This is a genomic window from Halomonas sp. 18071143 (assembly GCF_019211725.1).
Taxonomy (GTDB): Bacteria; Pseudomonadota; Gammaproteobacteria; order Pseudomonadales; family Halomonadaceae; genus Vreelandella; species Vreelandella stevensii.
Window position 1 is genome coordinate 2,489,282 of sequence record NZ_CP078120.1, and the last position, 24,861, is coordinate 2,514,142.

Annotated in this window: 22 protein-coding genes and 5 tRNA genes; 16 read left to right on the top strand and 11 right to left on the bottom strand. The window is 60.7% G+C overall.

The window, feature by feature from the left end; all coding sequences use genetic code 11:
- Positions 1-75 precede the first annotated feature (75 nt).
- Positions 76-1,179: a polyamine ABC transporter substrate-binding protein gene (locus KVY02_RS11600; protein WP_081137578.1), complete on the bottom strand. Its 1,104-nt coding sequence runs from the start codon at positions 1,177-1,179 to the stop codon at positions 76-78.
- A 361-nt stretch (positions 1,180-1,540) separates the two neighbouring features.
- Between KVY02_RS11600 and ahpC the strand changes: the two genes are divergently transcribed.
- The gene (gene ahpC, locus KVY02_RS11605; protein WP_081137576.1) at positions 1,541-2,104 is read left to right on the top strand and encodes an alkyl hydroperoxide reductase subunit C; all 564 of its coding nucleotides are present in this window, start codon (positions 1,541-1,543) and stop codon (positions 2,102-2,104) included.
- Between the two features lie 187 nt (positions 2,105-2,291).
- The gene (ahpF, locus tag KVY02_RS11610; protein ID WP_218313575.1) at positions 2,292-3,848 is read left to right on the top strand and encodes an alkyl hydroperoxide reductase subunit F; all 1,557 of its coding nucleotides are present in this window, start codon (positions 2,292-2,294) and stop codon (positions 3,846-3,848) included.
- A 46-nt stretch (positions 3,849-3,894) separates the two neighbouring features.
- Here ahpF and KVY02_RS11615 read toward each other — a convergent pair whose 3' ends face one another.
- Genes KVY02_RS11615 through hemA form a run of 5 tightly spaced genes read right to left on the bottom strand, consistent with a single transcriptional unit; the run spans position 3,895 to position 8,435 of the window.
- The gene (locus KVY02_RS11615) at positions 3,895-4,656 is read right to left on the bottom strand and encodes a molybdopterin-synthase adenylyltransferase MoeB (RefSeq protein ID WP_081137572.1); all 762 of its coding nucleotides are present in this window, start codon (positions 4,654-4,656) and stop codon (positions 3,895-3,897) included.
- Positions 4,657-4,660: 4 nt separating this feature from the next.
- A complete protein-coding gene (locus KVY02_RS11620) occupies positions 4,661-5,161 on the bottom strand; it encodes an Lrp/AsnC ligand binding domain-containing protein (protein ID WP_218313576.1) in 501 nt (166 codons plus the stop codon).
- 30 nt (positions 5,162-5,191) lie between these two features.
- Positions 5,192-6,040: a peptide chain release factor N(5)-glutamine methyltransferase gene (prmC, locus tag KVY02_RS11625; protein ID WP_218313577.1), complete on the bottom strand. Its 849-nt coding sequence runs from the start codon at positions 6,038-6,040 to the stop codon at positions 5,192-5,194.
- Positions 6,040-7,128, bottom strand: coding sequence for a peptide chain release factor 1 (gene prfA, locus KVY02_RS11630; RefSeq protein ID WP_100731919.1), 1,089 nt, complete (start codon positions 7,126-7,128; stop codon positions 6,040-6,042). Before prfA ends, prmC begins: the two co-directional genes overlap by 1 nt.
- Positions 7,125-8,435 carry a glutamyl-tRNA reductase gene (hemA, locus tag KVY02_RS11635; RefSeq protein ID WP_081195659.1) on the bottom strand — a complete coding sequence of 437 codons (1,311 nt, stop codon included), beginning with the start codon at positions 8,433-8,435 and terminating at the stop codon, positions 7,125-7,127. The genes prfA and hemA overlap by 4 nt, the downstream gene beginning before the upstream one ends.
- A gap of 345 nt (positions 8,436-8,780) precedes the next feature.
- Between hemA and KVY02_RS11640 the strand changes: the two genes are divergently transcribed.
- The 9 genes from KVY02_RS11640 to KVY02_RS11680 all read left to right on the top strand — a co-directional run bounded on the left by KVY02_RS11640 (position 8,781) and on the right by KVY02_RS11680 (position 15,945).
- Entirely contained in the window at positions 8,781-10,448 is a 1,668-nt protein-coding gene (locus tag KVY02_RS11640; RefSeq protein ID WP_371317376.1) for a tetratricopeptide repeat protein, read from the top strand.
- A 45-nt stretch (positions 10,449-10,493) separates the two neighbouring features.
- Positions 10,494-11,165, top strand: a complete 672-nt coding sequence (gene lolB, locus KVY02_RS11645) for a lipoprotein insertase outer membrane protein LolB (RefSeq protein WP_081195657.1) — start codon at positions 10,494-10,496, stop codon at positions 11,163-11,165.
- 42 nt (positions 11,166-11,207) lie between these two features.
- The gene (gene ispE / locus KVY02_RS11650; RefSeq protein ID WP_081195656.1) at positions 11,208-12,068 is read left to right on the top strand and encodes a 4-(cytidine 5'-diphospho)-2-C-methyl-D-erythritol kinase; all 861 of its coding nucleotides are present in this window, start codon (positions 11,208-11,210) and stop codon (positions 12,066-12,068) included.
- Positions 12,069-12,099: 31 nt separating this feature from the next.
- Positions 12,100-12,174: transfer RNA gene (locus KVY02_RS11655), tRNA-Gln, on the top strand.
- 59 nt (positions 12,175-12,233) lie between these two features.
- A complete protein-coding gene (locus KVY02_RS11660) occupies positions 12,234-13,175 on the top strand; it encodes a ribose-phosphate pyrophosphokinase (protein WP_026001771.1) in 942 nt (313 codons plus the stop codon).
- 97 nt (positions 13,176-13,272) lie between these two features.
- Positions 13,273-13,902, top strand: coding sequence for a 50S ribosomal protein L25/general stress protein Ctc (locus tag KVY02_RS11665; protein ID WP_218313578.1), 630 nt, complete (start codon positions 13,273-13,275; stop codon positions 13,900-13,902).
- Positions 13,903-14,036: 134 nt separating this feature from the next.
- Positions 14,037-14,618 carry an aminoacyl-tRNA hydrolase gene (gene pth, locus KVY02_RS11670; protein ID WP_081195654.1) on the top strand — a complete coding sequence of 194 codons (582 nt, stop codon included), beginning with the start codon at positions 14,037-14,039 and terminating at the stop codon, positions 14,616-14,618.
- 95 nt (positions 14,619-14,713) lie between these two features.
- Complete coding sequence (ychF, locus tag KVY02_RS11675; protein WP_081195653.1) at positions 14,714-15,805, top strand: redox-regulated ATPase YchF; 1,092 nt, start codon at positions 14,714-14,716, stop codon at positions 15,803-15,805.
- 63 nt (positions 15,806-15,868) lie between these two features.
- Positions 15,869-15,945: transfer RNA gene (locus KVY02_RS11680), tRNA-Met, on the top strand.
- A gap of 90 nt (positions 15,946-16,035) precedes the next feature.
- Here the strand turns inward: KVY02_RS11680 and KVY02_RS11685 are convergent.
- The gene (locus tag KVY02_RS11685; protein WP_218313579.1) at positions 16,036-17,340 is read right to left on the bottom strand and encodes a M18 family aminopeptidase; all 1,305 of its coding nucleotides are present in this window, start codon (positions 17,338-17,340) and stop codon (positions 16,036-16,038) included.
- Between the two features lie 138 nt (positions 17,341-17,478).
- Here KVY02_RS11685 and KVY02_RS11690 point away from each other — a divergent pair, with 138 nt between their 5' ends.
- Positions 17,479-19,560 carry a carboxy terminal-processing peptidase gene (locus tag KVY02_RS11690; RefSeq protein WP_218313580.1) on the top strand — a complete coding sequence of 694 codons (2,082 nt, stop codon included), beginning with the start codon at positions 17,479-17,481 and terminating at the stop codon, positions 19,558-19,560.
- 143 nt (positions 19,561-19,703) lie between these two features.
- Here the strand turns inward: KVY02_RS11690 and KVY02_RS11695 are convergent, their stop codons facing one another.
- The 4 genes from KVY02_RS11695 to KVY02_RS11710 all read right to left on the bottom strand — a co-directional run bounded on the left by KVY02_RS11695 (position 19,704) and on the right by KVY02_RS11710 (position 20,676).
- Positions 19,704-20,000, bottom strand: a complete 297-nt coding sequence (locus tag KVY02_RS11695) for a metalloregulator ArsR/SmtB family transcription factor (protein ID WP_237718591.1) — start codon at positions 19,998-20,000, stop codon at positions 19,704-19,706.
- Between the two features lie 307 nt (positions 20,001-20,307).
- Positions 20,308-20,383 (bottom strand) — tRNA-Asn (locus KVY02_RS11700).
- 55 nt (positions 20,384-20,438) lie between these two features.
- Positions 20,439-20,514: transfer RNA gene (locus KVY02_RS11705), tRNA-Asn, on the bottom strand.
- Positions 20,515-20,600: 86 nt separating this feature from the next.
- A tRNA-Asn gene (locus KVY02_RS11710) sits at positions 20,601-20,676 on the bottom strand.
- 188 nt (positions 20,677-20,864) lie between these two features.
- Here KVY02_RS11710 and miaB point away from each other — a divergent pair.
- The 4 genes from miaB (at position 20,865) to KVY02_RS11730 (ending at position 24,849) form a co-directional block, all read left to right on the top strand.
- Positions 20,865-22,208 carry a tRNA (N6-isopentenyl adenosine(37)-C2)-methylthiotransferase MiaB gene (miaB, locus tag KVY02_RS11715; protein ID WP_218313581.1) on the top strand — a complete coding sequence of 448 codons (1,344 nt, stop codon included), beginning with the start codon at positions 20,865-20,867 and terminating at the stop codon, positions 22,206-22,208.
- A gap of 86 nt (positions 22,209-22,294) precedes the next feature.
- Complete coding sequence (locus KVY02_RS11720; RefSeq protein WP_218313582.1) at positions 22,295-23,386, top strand: PhoH family protein; 1,092 nt, start codon at positions 22,295-22,297, stop codon at positions 23,384-23,386.
- Positions 23,383-23,844 carry an rRNA maturation RNase YbeY gene (ybeY, locus tag KVY02_RS11725; RefSeq protein ID WP_016914441.1) on the top strand — a complete coding sequence of 154 codons (462 nt, stop codon included), beginning with the start codon at positions 23,383-23,385 and terminating at the stop codon, positions 23,842-23,844. The genes KVY02_RS11720 and ybeY overlap by 4 nt, the downstream gene beginning before the upstream one ends.
- A 123-nt stretch (positions 23,845-23,967) precedes the next feature.
- Entirely contained in the window at positions 23,968-24,849 is an 882-nt protein-coding gene (locus tag KVY02_RS11730) for an HlyC/CorC family transporter (protein ID WP_026001772.1), read from the top strand.
- Positions 24,850-24,861 lie beyond the last annotated feature (12 nt).

Sequence of the window (24,861 nt, forward strand, 5' to 3'; positions counted from 1 at the left end):
GCCCGAGAAGCCGGGCGATAAAAGACGAACAGCGAGCCAGGCAACTGCCCGGCTCGCTGTCAGACAAGGGTCGGTTTAGCGACCAGACTTGACGCGGTTCCAGATACGAGTACGCGCACGCAGCACGTCCTGCGGCTTTTCCGCCTGAACGTACAGGTTCTGCATGACGTCTGCATCCGGATAAACCGCAGGGTCATTCAGCAGCTCCTCGGAAAGGAACTCGTTCGCAGCCAGATTGGGGTTGGCGTAGCTAACGTACTCGCTAATCTCGGCGGCAATTTCCGGGTCGAGAATAAAGTTGATGAACGCATGCGCGTTCTCGGGGTTAGGCGCATCGGCCGGCACGGCCATCATGTCGAACCACAGCGCAGCGCCCTCTTTCGGGATGCTGTAAGCGATGGTGAAGTCACGCCCCGCCTCTTCAGCTCGGTCTGCTGCCTGGAACACGTCGCCCGAGTAGCCTGCGGCGACACAGATTTCGCCATTGGCCAGGTCAGAAATATAGCGCGAGGAGTGGAAGTAAGTGACATGGTTGCGTACGGCCGCGATCACTTGCCCGGCGGTTTCGATGTCCTCCAGGTTTTCACTCAGCGGGTCGCCGCCCGAGTAGGCAATGGCCGGCGAGAGCATTTCGTCCGCCGAGTCCATCATGGAGATACCGCAACCGGCCGCATGCAGAGCCGCGGTAATTTCAGGGTCGAAGAGCAGTGCCCAGCTATCCACCGGGGCATCGTCACCGAGAATCTCCTTCACTCGCTCGACATTGTAGCCAATGCCATTGGTGCCCCACATGTAGGGGATGGAGTACTGGCTGCCCTCATCGATGGCCTCCAGGTTGGCCATCAACTCCGGATTGAGGTTTTCGAAGTTGGGCAGCTGCTCGTGGTCGAGGGGCTGGAACACCCCCGCTCTGGCTTGACGGGTAAAGTAGTAGTTGGAGGGCACGACCACATCGTAGCCCGAGCGGCCAGACAGCAGCGCCGCATCGAGGATCTCGTTACTGTCGTAGACATCGTAGGTCACGGAGATACCGGTGCGCTCGGTGAATTTCGCCAGCGTTTCCGGAGCAATGTAGTCGGACCAGTTGTATACCCGCACTTCATTGGCGTGGGCAGCGGTGGCCGCTACGGCAAAAGCGATTGCCGTAACGGCCACTGAACGTTTTGGGATATTCCCCATCTAGCTACTCCTTATCTCGAAAGTCCACTTGTCTTGAAAGTGCCCGTCGAACAGGCGCACCGAGCTTGGCAACGGTTAGCGCTGACGCCGATACCTCTTTGACTCATTTGCCGCTGCTGAGAAACAGCTTAGCCCATTCTCCTGACCGTGCGAATTTTGCGGTGCAGCGACGTCCATCGCAAGTCCAAGTGAAAAATTCTTGCATTACCCTGTTGGTGACCCCACATCCAAGGGCGCAGGCAAACTATAGACCTTGGCTATTGGCAACATCATTTTTTCCAATTTTAGCTATTAGTCGTAGTTCGCTAATATGGCCAGCAACTTTTCCAACCACCATTCACTCACTGCGGAGATGTTTTCAATGTCTTTGATCAATACCGAAGTAAAACCGTTTAAAGCGACTGCTTACCTGAACGGCGAGTTCGTTGACGTTACTGAAGCGGATCTGAAAGGTCAGTGGTCAGTGTTCTTCTTCTACCCCGCTGACTTCACCTTCGTATGCCCCACGGAGCTTGGTGATCTGGCCGACAACTACGAAGAGTTCAAGAAGCTGGGCGTCGAGATCTACAGCGTCTCCACCGACACCCACTTCACCCACAAGGCGTGGCACGACAGCTCCGAGACCATTGGTAAGCTGCAGTACCCGATGATTGCCGATCCGACTCTGCAAATTTCACGCAACTTCGAAGTACTGATCGAAGAAGCTGGCCTGGCCGAGCGCGGCACTTTCGTTGTCGACCCCGACGGCAAGATCCAGATCGTCGAAATCAACGCGGGCAACATCGGCCGTAACGCCGAAGAGCTGCTGCGCAAGGTCAAGGCTGCCCAGTACGTTCGCGCCAACCCGAACGAAGTGTGCCCGGCCAAATGGAAAGAAGGCGAAGAGACTCTGGCCCCGTCTCTGGACCTCGTAGGCAAGATCTAAACGCCTACCGCTGCCGACCCGGCGCGTGTCGGTCGGCAGCATCACACCCGGGCATGCCCCGGGTGTCTTTTTTTCAGCACCCTGTTAATGCATCCCTGTTTTCCCACACGCTTGCTCCTTATCGCATACCCAAGGCTGGCGTGCCTGGTCGAGAACGTTCTACTGCTGACTACGAGGAACCACTGTCATGCTGGACGCCAATTTAAAGAATCAATTGAAAGCGTATCTGGAAAAAGTGACTCAGCCCTTCGAGATCGTTGCGTCCCTCGATGACGGTGCCAAGTCACGCGAGCTGCTGGGCCTGCTGGAAGACATCAGCAGCCTGAGCACTCAGATCACCCTCAAAACCGACGGCCAGGATGCGCGCAAGCCCTCCTTTGCCCTAAACCGTGCCGGAGAAGAGACAGGCGTCGTGTTTGCGGGCATTCCCATGGGCCACGAATTCACGTCGCTGGTACTGGCGTTGCTGCAGGTCGGCGGACATCCGCCCAAAACGTCGCAAGAGCAGCTCGATCAAATCAAGGCGCTGGACGGCGAGATGCTGTTCGAGACCTACTACTCGCTCTCCTGCCAGAACTGCCCGGACGTCGTCCAGGCGCTGAACCTGATGGCCATCTTCAACCCCAAGGTGCGCCACGTCGCCATCGACGGCGCCCTGTTCCAGGAGGAAGTCGAGGCCCGCGAAATCATGTCGGTGCCCAGCATCTACCTCAACGGCAAGCCCTTCGACCAGGGTCGCATGACGCTGGAGCAGATCCTGGCCAAGGTGGATACCGGTGCAGCCGAGCGTGAAGCCAAGAAACTGAATGACAAGGCAGCCTTCGACACGCTGGTCATCGGCGGCGGCCCGGCGGGCGCCTCGGCGGCCATCTACTCTGCGCGCAAGGGCATCAATACCGGCGTTGCCGCCGAGCGCTTCGGTGGTCAGGTGGCCGATACCATGGGGATCGAGAACTTCATCTCCGTAACCCATACCGAAGGCCCCAAGCTGGTCAGCGCCCTGGAAGAGCACGTCAAGCAGTACGAAGTGGACGTGATGAACCTGCAACGTGCGACCTCTTTCAAAGCAGCAGAAACCGAAGGTGGCCTGCACGAAGTGACCTTTGAGTCCGGTGCCCAACTGAAGAGCAAGACCCTGATACTGGCCACAGGTGCCCGCTGGCGGGAAATGAACGTGCCCGGCGAGCAGCAGTATCGCAACAAGGGCGTGGCCTACTGCCCCCACTGCGATGGCCCGCTGTTCAAGGGCAAGCGTGTCGCGGTCATTGGCGGCGGTAATTCAGGCGTCGAAGCGGCCATCGACCTGGCAGGCATCGTCGGCCATGTGACCCTGGTGGAGTTCATGGGTGAAATGCGCGCCGACGCCGTGCTGCAGAAGAAGCTCAAGAGCCTGCCCAACGTGGATATCGTGCTGAACGCGCAAACCACCGAAGTGACCGGTGATGGCAGCCGAGTCAACGGCCTGACCTACAAGGATCGCCAAACCGACGAAGTCAAGAACATCGCTCTGGAAGGCATCTTCGTACAGATCGGCCTGGTGCCCAATACCGAGTGGCTGAAGGGCTCCCCCATCGAGATGTCACCGCGTGGCGAAATCATCGTCGACGCCCACGGCATGACCTCGGTGCCCGGCGTGTTTGCCGCAGGCGATGTCACCACCGTGCCCTACAAGCAGATCATCATTGCCATGGGTGAAGGCGCCAAAGCGTCGCTGGGCGCTTTCGATTACCTGATCCGCAACTGATTCATCCGCCTATAAAAAGCAAAAGACCGTGACCAGGCCCGCCTATTCAGGCGGGCTTTCGCGTTCCGCACACCGGGCACGCCGGGTCACGCGGCACCTGGAAATGACGCCACTGCCCGCTGAGCCCGTCGAAGGCCGACAGCCCCTGATGTGCCTCACCCGCACCGCTCAGCAGTTTGAAGGCCTCGACAGCTTGAAAGCAGCCAATCAAGCCCACCAAAGGGGCCATGACGCCGCTCTCGGCACAGCTGAGGGCTTCGTCATCGCCAGCTTCCGGGGGATAGAGGCAGGCGTAGCAGGGGCTATCTGGCTGACGCGGGTCGAATACCGCCAGCTGGCCGGAAAAGCGAATAGCCGCCCCCGAGACCAGCGGCACACCGGCTCGCTGCGTCGCGGCATTGATGGCATAACGGCTGGAAAAACGGTCGGTACAGTCAAGCACCACCTGGGCCGAAGCCACCAGCTCTGCCAACAGCTCGCCTTCGGCGTGACGCTCGATGGCCACCACCTGGCATTCAGGGTTCAGTGCCTCCAGGCGCTGCTGCGCCGAACGCGCCTTGTTGAGGCCCAGGCTGGCCTGCTGGTGGGCTATCTGGCGCTGCAGGTTGGAAAGCTCCACATGGTCGGCATCTACCAGGGTAATCCGCCCCACTCCCGCCGCCGCGAGATACAGCGCGGCTGGCGAGCCCAACCCGCCAGCCCCGATAATCACGGCGTGGGCGCCGCGCAGTCGCTCCTGACCCTCGATATCCACTTCGGGCAGCATGATTTGGCGGCTGTAACGCAGCAGCGCCTGATCGTCCATCATTGGTTTACTTATCCTCGAATTCCTCGACATCAGGAATGTGGAGATTGAAGCTCTCTTTCACTTCTTCCATCACCACATAGCTCTTGGACTCTTTCACCCCTGGCAGGGTCAAGACCACATCCCCCAATAGTTGGCGATAAGCGGCCATTTCCGGGATGCGGCATTTCAGAATGTAGTCGAACTGCCCGGACACCAGGTGGCACTCCTGAATTTGCGGCAGCTTTTCCACCGCGCGCCGAAACTCATCGAAGACCGCAGGCGACTGGGTCTCCAGGCTGATCTCGACAAACACCAGCAGGTTCGCCTTCAGGGCGCGAGGGTCCAGGATGGCCTGGTAGCCGCGAATGATACCGGCACGCTCCAGGCGCTTGACCCGCTCCAGACAAGGGGTTGTGGATAACCCAACTTCTGCGGCGAGATCTACGTAGGAGATACGCGCATTTTCCTGCAAACAGCGAAGAATCTTGAGATCGATACGGTCCAGCGTTCTATTTTTTGGTTTCATGGCAGGATCCAATACAAATGAATCAGGCAGTTAATATAGGTGCCCCAGAGTAACCCGTTCATGGCCGCCCATGTCTTGAACACTTTCAACGTTTCGGTAGCCCGCCGCCAACAGCGCCTCACGCACGCTGGCCGCCTGCTGGTAGCCATGCTCCATCGCTAGGCAGCCACCAGGTGCCAGGTGGGCCCTGGCGGCCTCGATCACGTGGAGCAGGTCGGCCATGCCGTTGGCATCGGCGACCAGCGCCGAGTGGGGCTCGAAGCGCACATCGCCCTGGCTCAAATGCGGATCATCGGCCGCAATGTAGGGGGGGTTACTGACGATGATATCGAAAGGCGGCTCCTCAGCCGGAGGCAGAAATGCGCTGAGCCAGTCACTCAACACAAACCGGGCATTGGCGATGCCTAGCGCGGCGGCATTGCGCTCGGCCAGCGCCACGGCACCCGGGCGAATGTCCGCACCGATGACCTGCCAGCCCGGCTTTTCACTGGCCAGCGCCAGCGCAATGGCGCCGGTGCCGGTTCCCAGGTCCAGCAGCCTGCCCACCGGGGCAGCAGCGCGAGAAAGCGCCACCTCCACCAGGGTTTCCGTATCGGGCCTGGGGATCAGCGTATCGGGCGACGTCGCCAGCCGCAGCCCCCAGAATTCCCGCTCACCAGTGAGGTACGCCACCGGCTGCCCCTGGGCACGGGCGGCCACCAGCGCCTCGAAGCGAGCTCGCTCCCAGGTGGGGCATTCGCGGTCGCCCCAGGTATAGAGCCACGTTCGGCTGCACTGGGCAGCACAGCCCATCAATACCTCGGCATCCAGCCGCGGCGTGGGCGAGCCTGCCTGCGTCAACCGCTGGGCCGCCTGTGACAGCAAGGCGTCGAAGGTCATCAGCCGTCCTGCAAGGCCGAGAGCTGCTCTGCCTGATACTCATGGATCAGCGGTTCGATCACGTCATCGAGCTGCTCGCCGCTGACCACTTCGGTCAGCTTATAGAGCGTCAGGTTGATGCGGTGGTCGGTGATGCGACCTTGAGGGAAGTTATAGGTCCGAATCCGCTCACTGCGGTCTCCCGAGCCGACCAGCGAACGGCGTGCATCGGCCTGCTCCTGGCGTTGGGAATCCACGGCATTGCGCTTGAGCTTGGCCGCCAGCAAGGACATCGCCTTGGCACGGTTCTTGTGCTGGCTGCGCTCTTCCTGGCACTCCACCACCACGCCGGTGGGCAAGTGGGTGATGCGAATCGCCGAGTCGGTGGTGTTGACGTGCTGGCCACCGGCACCGCTGGAGCGGTAGGTGTCCACCCGCAGGTCGGCGGGATTGATGTCCACATCGCCCACTTCATCCACCTCGGGCATGACCGCCACGGTACAGGCAGAGGTATGGATACGCCCCTGAGACTCCGTCGCGGGCACGCGCTGTACGCGATGGGCGCCCGACTCGAACTTGAGCCGTGCGTAGACGCCGTCGCCCTTGACCCGGGAGATCACCTCTTTATAACCGCCCTGCTCGCCGTGGCTGGCACTGACGATTTCTACCCGCCAGCCGCGCTTTTCAGCATAGCGGGAGTACATGCGGAACAGATCACCGGCAAAAATCGCCGCTTCATCGCCACCGGTGCCCGCCCGCACTTCCAGAAACACGCCACGGCCATCGTCGGGGTCCTTGGGGATCAGCAGGCGCTTCAGCTCGACGTCCAACTCTGCCAGCTGTTCGCGGCCATCGCTGATTTCCATTTCCGCCAGCTCGCGCATCTCCGGATCACTGTCACGGCTCAGCTGTTCGGCCTCGGCGATGCTGTCTTCGACCCCACGGTAACGTTGCCAGGCGGCCACCAGCTCTTCCAGCTCAGCGTATTCACGCGAATAGTCACGGAAGCGCTGCTGATTGTTGATCACCTCGGGATCGGACAGCAGCATGGCCAGCTCCTCGAAACGGTCGGAGAAGCTATCCAGGCGTTGGCGCAAAGTCTCTTTCATGCGGGTGTATCATCCTTCTGGCGTTTTACCGGAGGCGCAGCCTGCTCGAAGGCAGGTTTGGGCGGCAGTAACAGGCGCGGCGCGGCGTTGAGCAATTCATGGTTTTCCTGCGAAGCAGCGTCACGAATGGCAAGCGTGGGTTGATGCATGAAGCGGTTGGCCAGCTGGTGAGCCATCCGCTCGATGACCCTGGCCGGGTCTTCACCCTTGGCCAGGCGTTCCAGCGCCTGCTCCCGCGCCTGGTCGCGCAGCGCTTCGCCATGACGACGATAATCTCGAATCACCTCGCCGCCATTGCGAATGCGGCGCTCATGCTGCCAGCTGCCGACGCCGTGTTCAATCAGCGACTCGGCCTGGTCGGCAGCCACCTGACGATGGCGACGGTTCTCTTCGATGACCTCTTCCAGATCATCCACGGTATACAGAAACACATCGGCCAGCTCACCCACCTGCGGCTCGATATCCCGAGGCACCGCAATATCGACCATGAAGACAGGCCGATGACGGCGCTTCTTCAGGGCACGCTCAACCATCCCCTTGCCCAGAATCGGCAGCGGAGAGGCCGTGGAAGAGATCACGATGTCGGCATGCTCCAGCGCATCCGGAATCTCGGGCAGGGTGATGGCCGTCCCGCCCAGCGCCGCAGACACCTGCTCGGCACGCTCCCGGGTACGGTTGGCCACGGTAAGCTGACGTACGCCCGCTTCGTGCAGATGGCGCGCCACCAGCTCGATGGTTTCTCCGGCACCGATCAACAGCGCCCGTGCACGACTGAAGTCATCGAAGATACGGCTGGCCATGCTGACCGCCGCATAAGCCACCGAGACAGGGTTCTTGCCAATGCCGGTTTCAGTGCGCACCTGTTTGGCCACGGCAAAGGTGTGTTGAAACAGCCGTTCCAGCTCGCCGCCCAGCCCTCTGGCCTGGCGCGCCTGCTGATACGCGTCTTTCAACTGCCCCAGAATCTGCGGCTCGCCCAGCACCATGGAGTCGAGCCCCACCGCTACGCGCATCAGGTGGCGCGCCGCTTCATTGTCATGATAGTGGTACGCACAGCGTGCCAAATCATCGACCCGCAGATTGTGGAAGCGTCCCAGCCAGTCCAGCACGGCTTGCTCGCCTGCGGCATCGGTTACGCAATAAAGCTCGGTACGGTTGCAGGTCGAAAGTACTGCGGCTTCATGGATGTGCGGCAGGCCACGCAGCTCGGCCAACGCGCTTTCCAGCTGCGTTGGCGTAAAAGCCACCTGTTCACGCACGGCCACGCTGGCAGTACGATGATTAATTCCCAGGGCAAGAAGCGTCATGCGGTCTGCGTCTTCGCTAGTGGATCGGTCGTCACGTCACTGTTCGTCGTTATCGCTTGGAGCGGGGCAATCAGGCAGCTTTACGAGTGAATTGTGCTGACCCGGCTCACTTTCAAGGTGGAACATTCTATCACAACACGGCATGTTCTGGCGCACACCACTTTGCCGCAGGCAGCCAAGCCGCTATGCTGAACACTCGGCCACCTGATCGAGATACGCATGCCCCACCGCGCAACACTTCCGGGTTTGTCCCGAGCACTATCGGGCCTTCCTCTATTACCGCTGGCCGCGACGCTGCTGTTGAGCGGCTGCCAGCTGTCCTCCACGCTTCCAGATCGTGGGTTCATGAGTTCTAGCCGCGACCCCATGCTGACGGCCCCGCCGGTCACACGCGGCCTGGATGCGGCAGGGCTCAGCACGCTGCTGGCTGCCGAGCTGGCTGGCCAGCGCGGTGACTACCGTTATGCAAGCCGTGGCTACCTGGATGCCGCCCAGCGCTACAACGCGCCGGGGCTGGCCGAGCGCGCCACCTTTGCAGCACGCTTTGGCAACGACGCCGCCTTGATGGAAGCTTCGGCGCTGCGCTGGCGCGAGCTGTCGCCCACCGCGGAAACGCCCAACCGGCTGCTAGCCGCCCTGTCCCTTCAGCGCGGCGACTGGCTGGATAGCCTGGAGCAGCGGCTGGCCATTGCCGAATCGGGCGGCTACGGCGACATATCGAGTTTCGCCGAGCTTGCGGTGGCGGAAGAAGCGCCACTCAATGTCCTGGTACAGCCGTTACGCACCTATCTGGCGCAACCGGCTGCTGCCGAGCGCGACTCCTACAGCGATGTGCTGCTGGGCACCGCGCTCATCGAAGCCGCCCTGGGCGAGACACAAACCGCTCGGCAGCACCTCGACCTGGTCGAGCAGCGCGAGCCCGAGTCCGCAGCACTGTGGCTGACCAAGGCACGCCTGGCGCTGGAAAGCGGCGACCACCGCGCAGCTCAGCGGGCGGCCCAGCAAGGGCTGAGCCTGTCACCCGATGACGTGCGCTTCATTCTCATGCTGGCCCAGGCCGAAATCCGCCTCAACAACATTACCGCCGCCGAAACCCAGACCAACGCCCTGCTGGAAACCCACGGAGGCAATCAGGAACTGCGCATCGCCCTGGCTCAGCTCTATCTCGAAGAGGGCCACAGTGAGCCCGCCTATCGGCTGCTGCAGCCTCTGATCGGCCAGGACAGAATTCCCAATATTGCCTACTTTCTGCTGGGCGCCATTGCACAATCTCAGGGCGATATCGACAACGCCCTGCTCTATTACCGCCAGGTGCGCGATGGCAACGAGTTCCTGCCTGCGCGAGCAGCCGCCGCTCGTATGCTGATCGACGACGACCGCCTGCTGGACGCGCGCGCTTTCCTGCGCATCGAGCGCATGCGCCACGACACCTATTTTGGCGATCTGGTGCTGCTCGAAGTGCAGCTGCTGGACGATCTCGGCATGGAGCAAGAGGCTGGCGCCCTGCTGGACCGGGAAATCACCCGCACGCCCGACGACACGCGCCTGCTGTACCTGCGCGCCATGCGCGGCTGGGAAATGGGCGATCTGGCCGCCATGGAGCGCGACCTGCAACAGATCCTGCGCACCGAGCCCAACAACCCCGACGCCTTGAACGCGCTGGGCTATACCTTGGCCGATTTGAACATCACCGAGCGCCTGGAAGAAGCCCGCGACCTGATCGAGCGCGCCTATGAAGCCGACCCTGACAACCCGGCCATCATGGATAGCCTGGGCTGGGTATACTTCCGGCTGGGCAAACTGGACGACGCCTTGGCGTGGCTGGAAAGCGCCTATTCGCGGCTACCCGATCAGGAAGTGGCCGCCCATTTGGCCGAAGTGCTGCATGCCCTGGGGCGCAGCGACGAAGCGCGCCAAACCATCGCCCGAGCCCTGCGGCGTGCCGACCACCACCCCCAAATAGACGAACTGCTGGAACGGCACCCTGAACTAACGCCTGCCAGCACGCCCTAATAGTGCACTCATCTGGATCCAGACCCTACTGACATGGAGCTTCTAATGTTGACTACGTCACTCCCCTCTGCTCGTCCGACACGCCGCCGCTTGTCTGGTGTACTGCCCACTACTCGCCTATGGGTGGCCGCCCTCGCCCTCTTGACCCTGGCAGGCTGTGCCAGCCAGGCCCCGGTCGACGAAAGCGGTCGTCAGGCAGGCCAGTGGGAGCGCCAGCAGGCGCAGGTCGAAGACTTCGACAGCTGGACGCTGGTGGGCAAAGCGGGCTTGCGCACCCCCCAGGAAAACACCAGCGCCAACCTCGACTGGAACCAGACACCGTTCTACTTCCGCATGCTGATCAGCGGTCCCTTTGGCGGTGGGCGCAGCGTGCTGGAAGGACGTGAAGGGCGCTTTTCGCTGAGCACCAGCGACGGCCGCTTCGAAGCCGAGACACCGGAAGCCCTGATGGAAGAGCAGCTGGGCTGGTCGCTGCCGGTGCGCGCCATGCCCGACTGGGTGCGCGGCCTCCCCGGTGACCACGCCAGCTATCAGTTAGAAACTGATGAACTGGGCTTCCCGCGTTTCCTGCAGCAGGATGGCTGGGAAATCGACTACCGTGACTGGGAGCGGGTAGAGGAGATGTGGCTGCCCCGCCGTCTGGTCATGAACTACGGAGATGTACGCATTACCCTGGTGGTCAACCAGTGGCAGGCATCCAGCCGTTCGGGCGAATAAGCGCAGACTCACTGCCCTGCACCTTCATTTTAGAGAACCGGCATGCCCGCAACACCACATCCATTGACTCTACCGGCCCCGGCCAAACTGAATCGTATGCTGCATATCGTGGGCCGTCGTCCAGACGGCTACCACGAGCTGCAAACGCTGTTTCAGCTGCTCGACCTGTGCGACACGCTGACCTTTACCCTACGTCAGGACCGCCGCATCGAGCTGACCACCCCACTGGCAGGCGTTACCCACGATGACAATCTGATCGTCCGTGCCGCGCGCCTGCTCCAGCAGGAAAGCGGCCACCATATGGGCGTATCGATCGCCATCGATAAGCGCCTACCCATGGGCGGCGGCCTGGGGGGTGGCAGCTCCAATGCCGCCACCGTGCTGGTGGGTCTCAATCAGCTGTGGCAGCTGGGTCTGGATCGCCAGACCCTGGCCACGCTGGGCCTGACGCTGGGCGCCGACGTCCCGGTGTTCGTGCATGGCCATAGCGCCTGGGCAGAAGGCGTTGGCGAACGGCTCACTCCGGTCACGCTGGACACCCCCTGGTTTGTGGTGATCCACCCCGGTGTGAGCGTCTCGACACCGGCCATCTTCCAGGATGCGGAATTGACACGCGACAGCCTCCCCATTACTATGGCGCGCGCACTGCAGGGGGGAGCGGCCGAATGGCGCAACGACTGCGAGGCAACGGTCAGGAAAGGCTATCCGCTCATTGCGGAAGCGCTTGACTGGCTCGCACAGTATGCACCGTGCCGATTGACCGGTACGGGCGCTTGTCTGTTTGCCGCCTTCGATACACAAGAGGCAGCACAGACAGTGGCCAGACAAGCCAACCAGCGCTGGAAAGCCTGGGTGGCCAAAGGGCTCAACACCTCTCCCCTACAAGATGCTCTGGGCTGCTGAAAGCGCCCGGTCGTCGCATCAGGCTGTTTGCTGGGGTATCGCCAAGTGGTAAGGCACCGGTTTTTGGTATCGGCATTCCCAGGTTCGAATCCTGGTACCCCAGCCAATCCTGATGTTGATCTGCGTTTTCTCCCCTGATCCCCAACACTGCAAAGGTGGCTGCGCGTGTCAAAATTGATGGTCTTCACCGGGAATGCCAATCCCGAACTCGCTCAAAAGATTGCCGAGAGCTTGGACAGCCGCATGGGTAATGCCACGGTGGGTCAATTTAGCGACGGCGAAATCGCGGTCGAGATCAATGAGAACGTGCGTGGCAAGGATGTCTTTATCCTGCAATCCACCTGCGCGCCGACGAACGACAACCTGATGGAGCTCATCCTGATGGTCGACGCCCTGCGTCGTGCCTCGGCGACCCGCATCACGGCCGTCGTTCCCTACTTCGGCTATGCCCGTCAGGATCGTCGTGTACGCTCCGCCCGCGTCCCCATCTCGGCCAAGGTAGTCGCCGACATGATGGTAAAAGCAGGCGTCGACCGCGTCATGACCATGGACCTGCACGCCGACCAGATTCAAGGCTTCTTCGATGTGCCAGTAGATAACGTCTACGGCTCTCCGATCCTGCTCGACGACATCGAGCGCCAGAACTACGACGACCTGGTGGTGGTATCCCCCGATGTCGGCGGCGTAGTACGTGCTCGCGCCATCGCCAAGCAGTTGAATGCCGACCTGGCCATCATCGACAAGCGTCGCCCCCAGGCCAACCAGGCGCAGGTCATGCACATCATCGGTGAAATCGAAGGCCGCACCTGCGTAGTCGTCGATGACATGATCGATACCGCAGGCACCTTGTGCAAAGCGGGCGAAGCCTTGAAAGATCATGGCGCGGCGCGGGTCGTCGCCTATGCCACCCACCCGATCCTGTCGGGCCCGGCGGTAGACAACATTACCAACTCCGTACTGGATGAAGTCGTGGTGACCGACACCATTCCGCTGGCCGACCATGCGCGTCGCAGCGGAAAGATTCGCCAGTTGAGCGTTGCTGGCCTGATTGCGGAAGCCATTCGCCGCGTCAGCAACGAAGAATCCGTCAGCGCGATGTTCCACTGATCGCCTGATGTGACAAGCCCCCATCTGGGGCCATGGGAACGTCGTCGTCTGGTCGCGGGTGGCGGCGTTTCCTTACTTAAACCAAGAGGCAATTAACATGTCTGATTTTATCCTGAAAGCCAGCGTTCGTAACGACCTGGGGAAAGGTGCGAGCCGCCGCCTGCGTCGTGCGAACCAATTCGTACCGGCCGTTGTGTACGGCGGTGAGAAAGGCGCGCAATCCATCTCTGTCGAAAAGACCGCTTTCTACAAGGCGATCGAAGACGAGTCGTTCTTCTCTTCCGTCATCAAGCTGGTCATCGATGGCAGCGAAGAGCAGGTCGTTGTTCGTGATCTGCAGCGTCACCCCTTCAAGCCGCTGCTGACCCACGCCGACTTCATGCGCGTCGACGCGACTCACGCCATCACCATGAATGTGCCGCTGCACGTGGTGAACGAAGACAAGTGTGTGGGCATCAAGGACCAGGGCGGTGAACTGCACGTACTGGCCAACGAAATCGCCATCAGCTGCTTGCCGAAAGATCTTCCTGACTTCCTGGAAGTGGACATCAGCAAGGTCGAGCTGGGCACTACCCTGCACCTGTCTGACCTGACCTTCCCGGCGGGCGTCACTTCCGTTGACCTGTCCCACGGTGAAGAGCACGACAACGCCGTACTGAGCATCACTGCTGTCAAAGTACGTGTTGAAGAAGAAGGCGAAGGCGACGCAGAAGAAAGCGCCGAGTAAGCCAGGGCGCAGCGGTATTGCGCCCCGAGCCATGCCCGCATGGCTCGGAAATGATAAAATCAAGCGCTTCGGCGCTTGATTTTTTTTTGCGGCCCGAGACACGCTGTCATTTTCATCCTACTGGAGCTGAGCACATGAGCCAGGTAACGGCCATTATCGGACTGGGCAACCCCGGTGCTGACTATGATGCAACCCGCCACAACGCCGGTTTTTGGCTGGTCGAGGCCTTGGCCCGCAGCACCCATAGTGAACTACGCCCAGAAAAGAAGTTTCTGGGGCTTTATGCCAAGGTCCGTCTGGGCGAGCATGAGCTGCACCTGCTGAACCCCTCGACCTTCATGAACCGCAGCGGCGCTGCCGTGGCTGCGCTGACCCAGTTCTTCAAGCTCACTCCAGAGAACCTGCTGGTCGCCCATGACGAGCTGGACCTGCCCCCCGGCCAGGCACGCTACAAGACCGGTGGCGGGCACGGCGGCCACAACGGCCTGCGCGACATCATCAGCGCGCTGGGCAACCAGAAGCAGTTCCACCGCCTGCGCATCGGCATCGGCCACCCAGGGGAAGCACGCCAGGTGGTCAATTACGTGCTGGGCCGCCCTGGCAAAGCCGAACAGGAAGCCATCGCGCACGCCCTGGAGGAGAGCCTGGCCACCCTGCCGCTGGCACTTTCCGGCGATTGGGCTAAAGCCATGAATCGCCTTCATAGCGTAAAATAGCAGCACGTTTGATCAGTCGTGTGATCGCACACGTTTATTCACTGTTGGCCAGCGCCTCACGAAATAGCGCTGGCCTAGCGGCCAGGAAGTAATGTATGGGCTTTAACTGCGGTATTGTCGGCCTACCCAACGTAGGCAAATCCACCCTGTTCAATGCACTGACGAAGTCAGGTATCGATGCCGAGAACTTCCCGTTCTGCACCATCGAACCCAACGTCGGCATCGTCCCCATGCCAGACCCACGCCTGGATAAGCTGGCAGCCATCGTCAAGCCCGAAAAAGTCCTGCCGACCACCATGGAATTCGTGGATATCGCCGGCCTGGTAGCGGGTGCTTCCAAGGGCGAAGGGCTCGGCAACAAGTTTCTCGCCAACATTCGTGAAACCCAGGCCATTGCCCATGTGGTGCGCTGCTTCGACAACGACAACGTGATCCACGTGGCCAACCAGGTAGACCCCCGCGCCGACATCGAGACCATCAACCTGGAACTCGCTCTGGCCGATCTGGATACGGTGGAAAAAGCCAGCCAGCGCCTGGTGCGCGTGGTCAAGGGTGGCGACAAGGACGCCATGGCCACCAAGGCGGTGCTGGACAAGATTCAGCCCCACCTGGCGGAAGGCCAGCCGCTGCGCAGCTTTGGCCTGGATGACGACGAGAAACGCCAGGTCAAAAGCTTTGGTTTCCTGACGCTCAAGCCCACCATGTACATTGCCAACGTCAATGAAGATGGTTTCGAGAACAATCCCTACCTGGACATCGTCAAGGAGATCGCCGCCGAAGAAGGCGCTGTGGTCGTGCCGGTGTGCAACCAGCTGGAAGCCGAAATCGCCGAGCTCGACGACGATGAGCGCAGCATGTTCCTGGCCGAAATGGGCATGGAAGAGCCGGGGCTGGACCGCGTCATCCGCGCAGGCTATGCCCTGCTGGGCCTGCAGACCTACTTCACCGCAGGCGTCAAGGAAGTACGTGCCTGGACCGTCAAGCAGGGTGCCAGCGCCCCGGAAGCCGCCGGGGTCATTCACACCGACTTCCAGAAAGGCTTCATTCGCGCCGAAGTAATCGCCTATGACGACTACGTCTCACTGGGCGGCGAACAGGGTGCCAAGGATGCCGGAAAATGGCGCCTGGAAGGTAAGGACTACATCGTCAAGGATGGCGACGTGATCCACTTCCGCTTCAATGTGTAACGAAGCAAACAATCAATGCTTGACGAATGACAAAGGGGTGGGTAATATTCGCCCCCGTTGCACGGCTACGTAGCTCAGCTGGTTAGAGCACATCACTCATAATGATGGGGTCCCCTGTTCAAATCAGGGCGTAGCCACCAACACCGAATCGAGCTAGCAATAGCGAAGGCCCGCTGATTTCATCAGCGGGCCTTTTTCATTTTGGTTCGTTCTGGTTCGCTGACGGGTGATCAGTGCAGCGTCACGCGATTCAGGAACTGAACCAACGCGCGAGTCAGATACTCGACGTCGCGAGTGCCGGACGTTTCACGAATGGAGTGCATGGCCCACTGCGGTAAGCCCACATCGATGGTCGGCACGCCCACTTCGGTCGCCGTGATCGGACCGATGGTGCTGCCGCAGCCCATGTCTGCCCGGGTGACGAATGACTGCACAGGCACATCGGCTTCTCGACAAACATCGCGAAACAGTGCACCGGTCACGCTGTTGGTGGCATAACGCTGGCTCGCGTTCACCTTGATGACCGGCCCGCCGTTGATGGCCGGTCCATGCCGCTCATCGTGCTTGTCACGGAAATTGGGGTGCAACGCGTGGGCGTTATCGCAGGAGATCATCAGTGACGACTGAATCAGCTGAATCAGCGACTCTTCACTACCCCCGCCCACTTGCCCATTCAAACGCTTGAGCACGTCTCCCAGAAACGGCCCCTGTGCACCGCAGGCGCTGGCGCTACCAACCTCTTCATGGTCGTTGGCCACCAGTAACGCCCCCTGCTCGCCATCGCACGCCAGCAGCGCCTCCAGCCCGACAAAGCACGACAGCAAATTATCCAGCCGGGCACTGGCCAGCAGCTCCTGACGCAACCCCACCAGCGCAGGCGGCTGTACGTCGTAAAAACCCAGCTCAAAATCGACGATATCCACGGCACGCAGCCCGTGCTGCGCTTCCAGCCACTGCGCCAACAGGTCGTTGAGCTCGAGGTCGTTGCTCTGCAGCAATACCGGTGCCATCTGGGTTTGCGGGTTGATCGTACGCCCTGCATTGACGTCACGGTCCATGTGAATCGCCAGGCTCGGAATCATCGCCACCGGCTGCGCCACGTTCAGCAACACGCTTTCCAGCCGACCATCGGCGTGGCGCACGTGCACCCGCCCCGCCAACCCCAGCTCACGGTCGAACCAGGGCGCCAACAGCACGCCGCCATATACCTGCACACCCAACTGCAGCCAACCCGCCGAGTACTGCGTTGCGTTGGGCTTCAGGTGCAACCCGGGGCTGTCGGTATGCGCACCCAGCATACGCAGGCTGGACAACTTTCCGGCAGGCAGCTGGAAGGCGATCAGCGACGAGTCATTGCGCGTCACGTAGTAACGCTTGCCCGGCGACAGCTGCCAGTTGGCGGTTTCTTCCAAGCGTGTAAAGCCCGCCTGCTCCAAACGCTGCGCCATGTTCTGGGTGGCGTGCCATGGCGTGGGCGACTGCTGCAAGAAATCGCACAGTCGCGTTAAACGTTCTGCGTTGAAAGCCTCGGACATGGAAATCCTCTTTACAGTAATGATTGAGTCTCACAGGGTAAATGACCTGCTACAATGCTCCCTCGGCCTACGCAACTCATGGGCTAACTGCGTGTCTAGGGAAGAATGAGTGTACACAAATCCGGGAGAGCTTGACTGATGAGCTTGTTTGCAACGCTTTCGCGCTCGGTCGCCCTTGCTGTCATGCTGGTGGTGACCAGCCCGGCGGCGATGGCCCAACTGGCGCCGACAGACGAACAACGCCAAGCGGCCGTAGAAATTGCGGATTCGCTCCGCTATGGCCACTACGCGAACATTAATTTTGACCCGCAGTGGTCCGAGGAGGCTTTCCAGCGCTACCTGGACATTCTCGATGGTCAGCGTGCCTATTTGCTCAACCGTGATATTGAACCCTATCGTCATCTGGAAAACGATATGGCCGAGGCGCTGTTCGAAGGAGAATTGGACGATGCCTTTGCACTCTACAACCGCCTGAGCGAGCGCCACACTTCTCGCCTGGAGTGGCTGCTGGCACGCCTGGACGAAGGCCTCTCGCTGGAGTTCGAAAGCGACGAACGCCTGGAAGTGGATCGTGAAAGCGCCCCCTGGGCCAGCCGTGAAAGCGAGCTCGATGAACTGTGGCGCAAGCGCCTCAAGAACGACGCCCTGACCCTGGCACTCACCGGTCAGGACGATGAGCAGATCGAGAACAACCTGCGCCAGCGCTATGAAGGCCAGCTGACCCGCCTGCGGCAGACCGAATCGGAAGACGTTTTCGGTCTACTGATGGCCGCAGTGTCCAGCACCATCGACCCACACACGGGCTACCTGTCGCCCCGCCAGGGTGAATCCTTCGACATTCAGATGAGCCTTTCGCTGGAAGGTATCGGCGCCCTGCTGCAAGCCGACGGTGAATACGTCAAGGTCTCCAGCCTGGTGCCCGGTGGCCCCGCCGACCGCGCCGGAGTGCTGGAGCCCGCTGACCGCATCATTGCGGTAGGCCAGGAAGATGGCGAGATGATCAACGTGGTGGGCATGCGCCTGGACAACGTGGTCGATTTGATTCGCGGCCCCAAGGGCTCGGTGGTTCGCCTGGACGTCGTGCCTGCTCAGGCGGTGGACATGACCCGCTCGCAAATCGTGGAAATCACCCGCGACACCGTTAGCCTGGAAGACCAGGCCGCCAAGGGCGAAGTTATTGAAGTCATGCGCGATGGCGAGCCGCACCGTATCGGCGTCATCACCGTACCGACCTTCTACGTCGACTTCGATGCCTGGCAGGCAGGAGAAGACGAGTACCGCAGCACCACCCGTGACGTGGCTCGTGAGATCGACAACCTCAAGAAAGAGGGTGTGGAAGGCATCGTGCTCGACCTGCGCAATAACGGCGGCGGCGCCCTCCAGGAAGCCAACTCGCTGATCGGCCTGTTCATCGATCGCGGCCCCACGGTACAAGTGCGTGACGCCCAGGGCCGCATCCAGCTCTACGGCGACACCGAAGCAGGCACGGTCTACGACGGCCCCCTGACCGTTCTGGTCAACCGCCTGTCGGCATCGGCCTCCGAGATCTTCGCGGGCGCCATTCAGGACTATGGCCGCGGCATCGTGGTGGGCGCCTCGACCTTTGGCAAAGGCACGGTACAGACCCTCAACGACCTGAGCCATGGCCAGATCAAGCTGACACGCGCCAAGTTCTACCGCATCTCTGGCGACAGCACCCAGAATCGCGGCGTAGAGCCGGACATCGCCTTCCCCAGCCTGATCGATCCCGAGCGCATTGGGGAGAGCAGCCTGGACAACGCCCTGCCTTGGGACACCGTCCAGAACGTTCAGTATCGTCGCTACGGCTCGCCGGAAACGCTCCTGCCCACCCTCATCTCGCTACATGAGGAGCGCGCCAAGGGTAACCCCAATTTCCGCTACCTGGAGCGCCAATCCACCCTGGCCCGCCAGTTGCGCGAACAGCACACCAGCGTCAGCCTGAACCGCGAACAGCGCCAGCGCGAGCTGGAAGCTCAGGAAGCCGAGCAGCTGTCACTGGAAAACCAGCGCCGCCGCGCACTGGGTCTCCCAGAACTGGAAGAGTGGATGGATGCCCGCAGCGACGGCACCCAGGATGACGAGACCGACACCGAGCGCGACGAAGCCGCTCCCGTCGACCGCGCTCATGTGCTGGAAGCCGCCGAAATCCTGCTCGATTTCGCACACCTGGAGAAAGCCCAGCGCATGGCACGCCGCTGAGCAGCCCCTGCCCCGACGCCTGACGGCGACGGGGCAGCCTGTCCAGGCAAAACGACCCGCGCAGAACGCTCCATGCAAAACGCCAGCCCTTGGGCTGGCGTTTTGCTATATGAACGAATCGACTGATGGAACCGCCCACCCCGTCAGCACAAGGCCGCACGCCGAGCTGGCCGATCGCCCATCTTCAACAGGCGCTTCGTCAAGCCAGCCAGCTGCACTTCGCTGCCTTTTGCCCCCGCCTCGATGATCTCCATGGCCCATGCAGGCAGCTGAGGCGCAAGGTGGTAATACACCCACTGCCCTTCGCGCTGGTCGATCAACAGGCCACACTGGCGCAACTGTGCCAGGTGACGCGACACCTTGGGCTGCGACTCCTCGAGCGCATAGGTCATTTCGCACACGCACAGCGACCGCTCCTGGGCGATCAGCAGTACCAGCATCAAGCGCGTCTCGTCGCTCAAACATTTAAAGACCTGCAGCGCCTGCAAGCCAGTTGCATCCTTCACGCGCTTCTCCAACGTTCGTTACCGTTCTGATGCTCATGCTACCGAAAAAGCTGGCGACAGGGCATCATTAAACGCCTCGAGCAAACGCAACGGACACAACAAAGCCTTGCCATGCACCAGAGTTTGATATGCATTAGAGCTTGATAAGCACTAGAGATAGAGAAAAAGGAAATACGGCGTACTACGAAAGGGAAGGGAAGGGAATTGATCGGCTAGATCGATCATACATGGAGAAATGAAATGGCTCCTCGAGCAGGACTCGAACCTGCGACCCAATGATTAACAGTCATTTGCTCTACCAACTGAGCTATCGAGGAACATCTGTGCGTCAGCAACGAAACATGCTTCGGCAATAAAAGCAGAATAGCGAATTGGCTCCTCGAGCAGGACTCGAACCTGCGACCCAATGATTAACAGTCATTTGCTCTACCAACTGAGCTATCGAGGAACATCTGCATCGCTATTGCGCTTGAGCGAGAACCTTTGCCAACCTGTTAACTTTTCAGTCATTTGCCGAGAGTTCGGGTTGGTGTTTGGCTCCTCGAGCAGGACTCGAACCTGCGACCCAATGATTAACAGTCATTTGCTCTACCAACTGAGCTATCGAGGAACTGCTCAAACACGGTGCGTAGTATACTGATAGAAACGCGCGGGTCAAGTCTCGATTACAAGTGCAGTGCTAGCCGCTGGTTCGGTGTGTCCGTATAATGCAGCCATTCAGCGGCAGGCGACTGCCCAACGATTTTTTCATTCATCCCTCGTCTCTTCAGAAAGACGACCCATAGACGACAGGTACCGATGGCGAAGAAGCTCTTCATCAAAACGCACGGCTGCCAAATGAACGAGTACGACTCCTCTCGGATGGCAGACCTACTCGGCGAATCCCATCAGCTGGAACTCACCGACAACGAGAAGGAAGCGGACGTCATTCTGCTGAACACCTGCTCGATTCGTGAAAAGGCACAGGACAAGGTCTACCATCAACTGGGCCGTTGGAAGAAGCTCAAGGACGCCAACCCGGAACTGGTCATTGGCGTAGGTGGCTGCGTGGCCAGCCAGGAAGGCGAAGCGCTGCGCAAACGCGCACCTTACGTGGACATGATCTTCGGGCCGCAAACCCTGCATCGCGTTCCCCAGATGCTCGACGCCCGCAAGAACAACCAGATTGCGGCAGTAGATGTCACCTTCCCCGAAATCGAGAAGTTCGACCACCTGCCCCAGCCCAAGTCGGATGGCGCCACGGCGTTCGTATCGGTGATGGAAGGCTGCTCCAAGTACTGCACTTTCTGCGTGGTGCCCTACACCCGCGGCGAAGAAGTCTCGCGCCCCTTCGAAGACGTCATGGATGAGGTCATCCACCTGGCCGACCAGGGCGTACGGGAAATCAACCTGCTGGGGCAGAACGTCAACGCCTACCGCGGCGACAATGAGGATGGCGACGAGATCGACCTGGCCGAGCTGATCGCCTGCATTGCCGCCGTGGACGGTATCGACCGTATCCGCTTCACCACCTCGCACCCGGTGGAGTTCACCGATAGCCTGGTCGATGCCTTTGCCGACATCCCGGAGCTGGTGAGCCACCTGCACCTGCCGGTACAGTCTGGTTCCGACCGCATCCTGAGCGCCATGAAGCGCGGCCATACGGCGGAAGAGTACATCGAGAAGATGGAGCGCATCCGCGCCAACCGCCCGGACATCAGCTTCTCCTCCGACTTCATCATCGGCTTCCCCGGCGAGACCGAAGAGGATTTCGAAGCCACCATGGACTTGATCCATCGCATTGGCTTCGATCACTCTTTCAGCTTCGTCTACTCGGCGCGCCCGGGTACTCCCGCTTCGAGCCTGCCCGACGACACCCCGGAAAACGTCAAGAAGCAGCGCTTGGCCATTCTGCAGGAACGCATCCTGCAGCAGGCGGCGCAAATCAGCCGCCGTATGGTGGGCTCTACCCAGCGCATTCTGGTGACCGGGTTCTCGCCCAAGGACCCCGGCCAACTCTCCGGGCGCACCGAGAACAACCGGGTCGTCAATTTCCGTGCTGCCAACCCCACCGAGCTGATTGGCTACTTCGTCGATGTCGAGATCACCGAAGCGCTGCCCAACTCGCTGCGTGGTGAACTGGCCTCCGCCGAGCGTTATTGAGCCTTCTCTTATCCTGGGTAATTGCCCCGACCCCGTCGGGGCATTAAGCTGAAACGTACACACACCAACGAAAGGGTTTCCTACTCTTGAGCCAGCCATCACCTCAGGCCAATCGCATCATTACCCTAAGCCTTGAACCCAATGACCCGCAGCGCCTTGCCAGCCTCTGCGGCCAGCAGGACGAGCACCTAAAGCTGATCGAGAGCCGCCTGGACGTAACGTTGCGCAACCGTGGCAACGTTTTTCAGCTGGCCGGTGCGGCCAACCGCATCAAGGCAGCCGCCAATGTCCTCGAGCACCTGTACCGTGAAACGGCAGCCACCGAGCTATCGGCGGATACCGTCCACCTGTTTTTGCAGGAGTCCGGGCTAGAGGCCCTGGAGGAAGAAGAGGACGGCGAAGGCGGCAGCGACGAGGTGATCATGCGCACCCCCCGTGCCATGATCAAACCCCGCGGCCTGAACCAGCAGCGCTACGTGCAGAGCATCCGCGAACACGACATCAACTTCGGCATTGGGCCTGCGGGTACTGGCAAGACCTACCTGGCAGTGGCCGCTGCAGTCGAGGCGCTCAACCAGCAGGAAGTGCGCCGCATCCTGCTGGTGCGCCCGGCCGTCGAAGCAGGCGAGAAGCTGGGCTTCTTGCCCGGCGACCTGGCCCAGAAGATCGACCCTTACCTGCGCCCGCTGTACGACGCGCTCTATGAGATGATCGGCTTCGAGCAGGTGGCCAAGCTGATCGAGCGTCAGGTAATCGAAATCGCGCCGCTGGCGTACATGCGTGGCCGTACGTTGAACAACTCCTACATCATTCTCGATGAGAGCCAGAACACCACGCCGGAGCAGATGAAAATGTTCCTGACGCGGATCGGCTTTGGCTCGACGGCGGTGATCACCGGCGACATCACCCAGGTGGACCTGCCGCGCGGCCAGCGTTCGGGGCTTTCCCAGGTGCTGGACGTGCTCAAGGAGACCCCCGGCATCGGCGTGACCCACTTTGCCGCCAAGGACGTGGTGCGTCACCCGCTGGTGCAGCGCATTATCGAAGCCTATGACGAGTTCGAGTCGCAGCAGGAAGTGGCCGAACGCGCCCGCCGCGAGGCGCGTCAGCAAGAGCGCGAAGCGCGCATGCTGGCCCTCGAACGCCAGGGCAATCGCGCTGGAGACGGCGACCAATGAACGAGCCGATGATCGATCGGCAAGCGGCCATCGACGAACCGCTGCTGCCCTCTCTCGACCAGCTCACCCAATGGGTGAGCTGCGTGTTTGCTCGCCATCCAGACGACGACCGCCAGGAGCTGACCATCCGCTTCGTGGATGAAGCCGAGAGTCAGGCGCTGAACCGCGACTACCGAGGCAAGGACAAGCCCACCAACGTGCTGTCGTTTCCTTTCGAGAACCCGCCTGGCATCACGCTGCCACTGCTGGGCGATCTGGTCATCTGCCACGCGGTGGTGGCCCGGGAAGCCCATGAGCAGCACAAGCTGCTGGAGCACCATTACGCACACATGGTGGTTCACGGCACACTGCACCTGATGGGCTATGACCATATCGAAGAGCAGGAAGCCGAAGAGATGGAGCAGCTCGAGCGGGAGCTGCTGGCGACCCTGAAGATCGATGACCCTTATCAGGCGTGAGCGGTTTTGTTGCAGAAAGCTGCCGCTAGCGGTGGTGTCTGCCGCCACTCAGTGATACAACGATGAGCGGTCATCATCCCCCTTTATCGAACTACCTTGCCCGTAACTGAGAGAACTGACGCAATGAGCGAAGACCGATCGAGCAACCCCAATCAAAAATCATGGCTCGAGAAACTCTTTGGCGCCCTTTCCGGAGACAGCGACGAACCCAGCTCACGAGATGAGCTAATGACGTTTCTACGCCACACGGCCGGCAAGCTGAAACTGGATCAGGACGCTATCATGATCATTGAAGGCGCCCTCGAGATCAGCGCCCAGCAGGTTCGCGAAATCCTCATCCCGCGCTCTCAGGTCACCGCCATCGCCCTGGACCAGACCAGTGACGACTACCTACCGCTGATCCAGGAGACCGGCCACTCCCGCTACCCGGTGGTGGGTGAAAATCTCGACGACGTCAAAGGCATTCTGCTGGTCAAGGACCTGCTGCCGCTGCTCTCCCAGACCCAGGCACAGCGCGACGCCTTCAAGCTGGAAGACGTGCTGCGTCCGGCCATGTTCATTCCCGAATCCAAGCGCCTCAACAGCCTGCTCAAGGAGTTCCGCGACACCCATAACCACATGGCCATCGTCGTGGACGAGTATGGCGGCACCGCGGGCATCATCACCATCGAAGATATCCTCGAACAGATCGTCGGGGATATCGAGGACGAGCACGATACCGACGAAGAGGACGATATCCGCACGCTGGAAAACGGCCACTTCGCCATCCGTGCCTTGACGCCCATCGAAGACTTCAATGAACGCTTTGGCACGGCCTTCTCCGATGATGAGTTCGACACCGTGGGGGGGCTGGTCATGCAGCAATTCGGCCACCTGCCCGGCCGTGGCGAGCACACTACGCTAGGCGGTTGGCGCTTTATCATTCTGAATGCCGATAACCGGCGCATCCGCCTGCTCGAGGCCTATCGTGAACGCGATGCCGACGACGAGACCGACACCGACTAGCCACCACTGGCG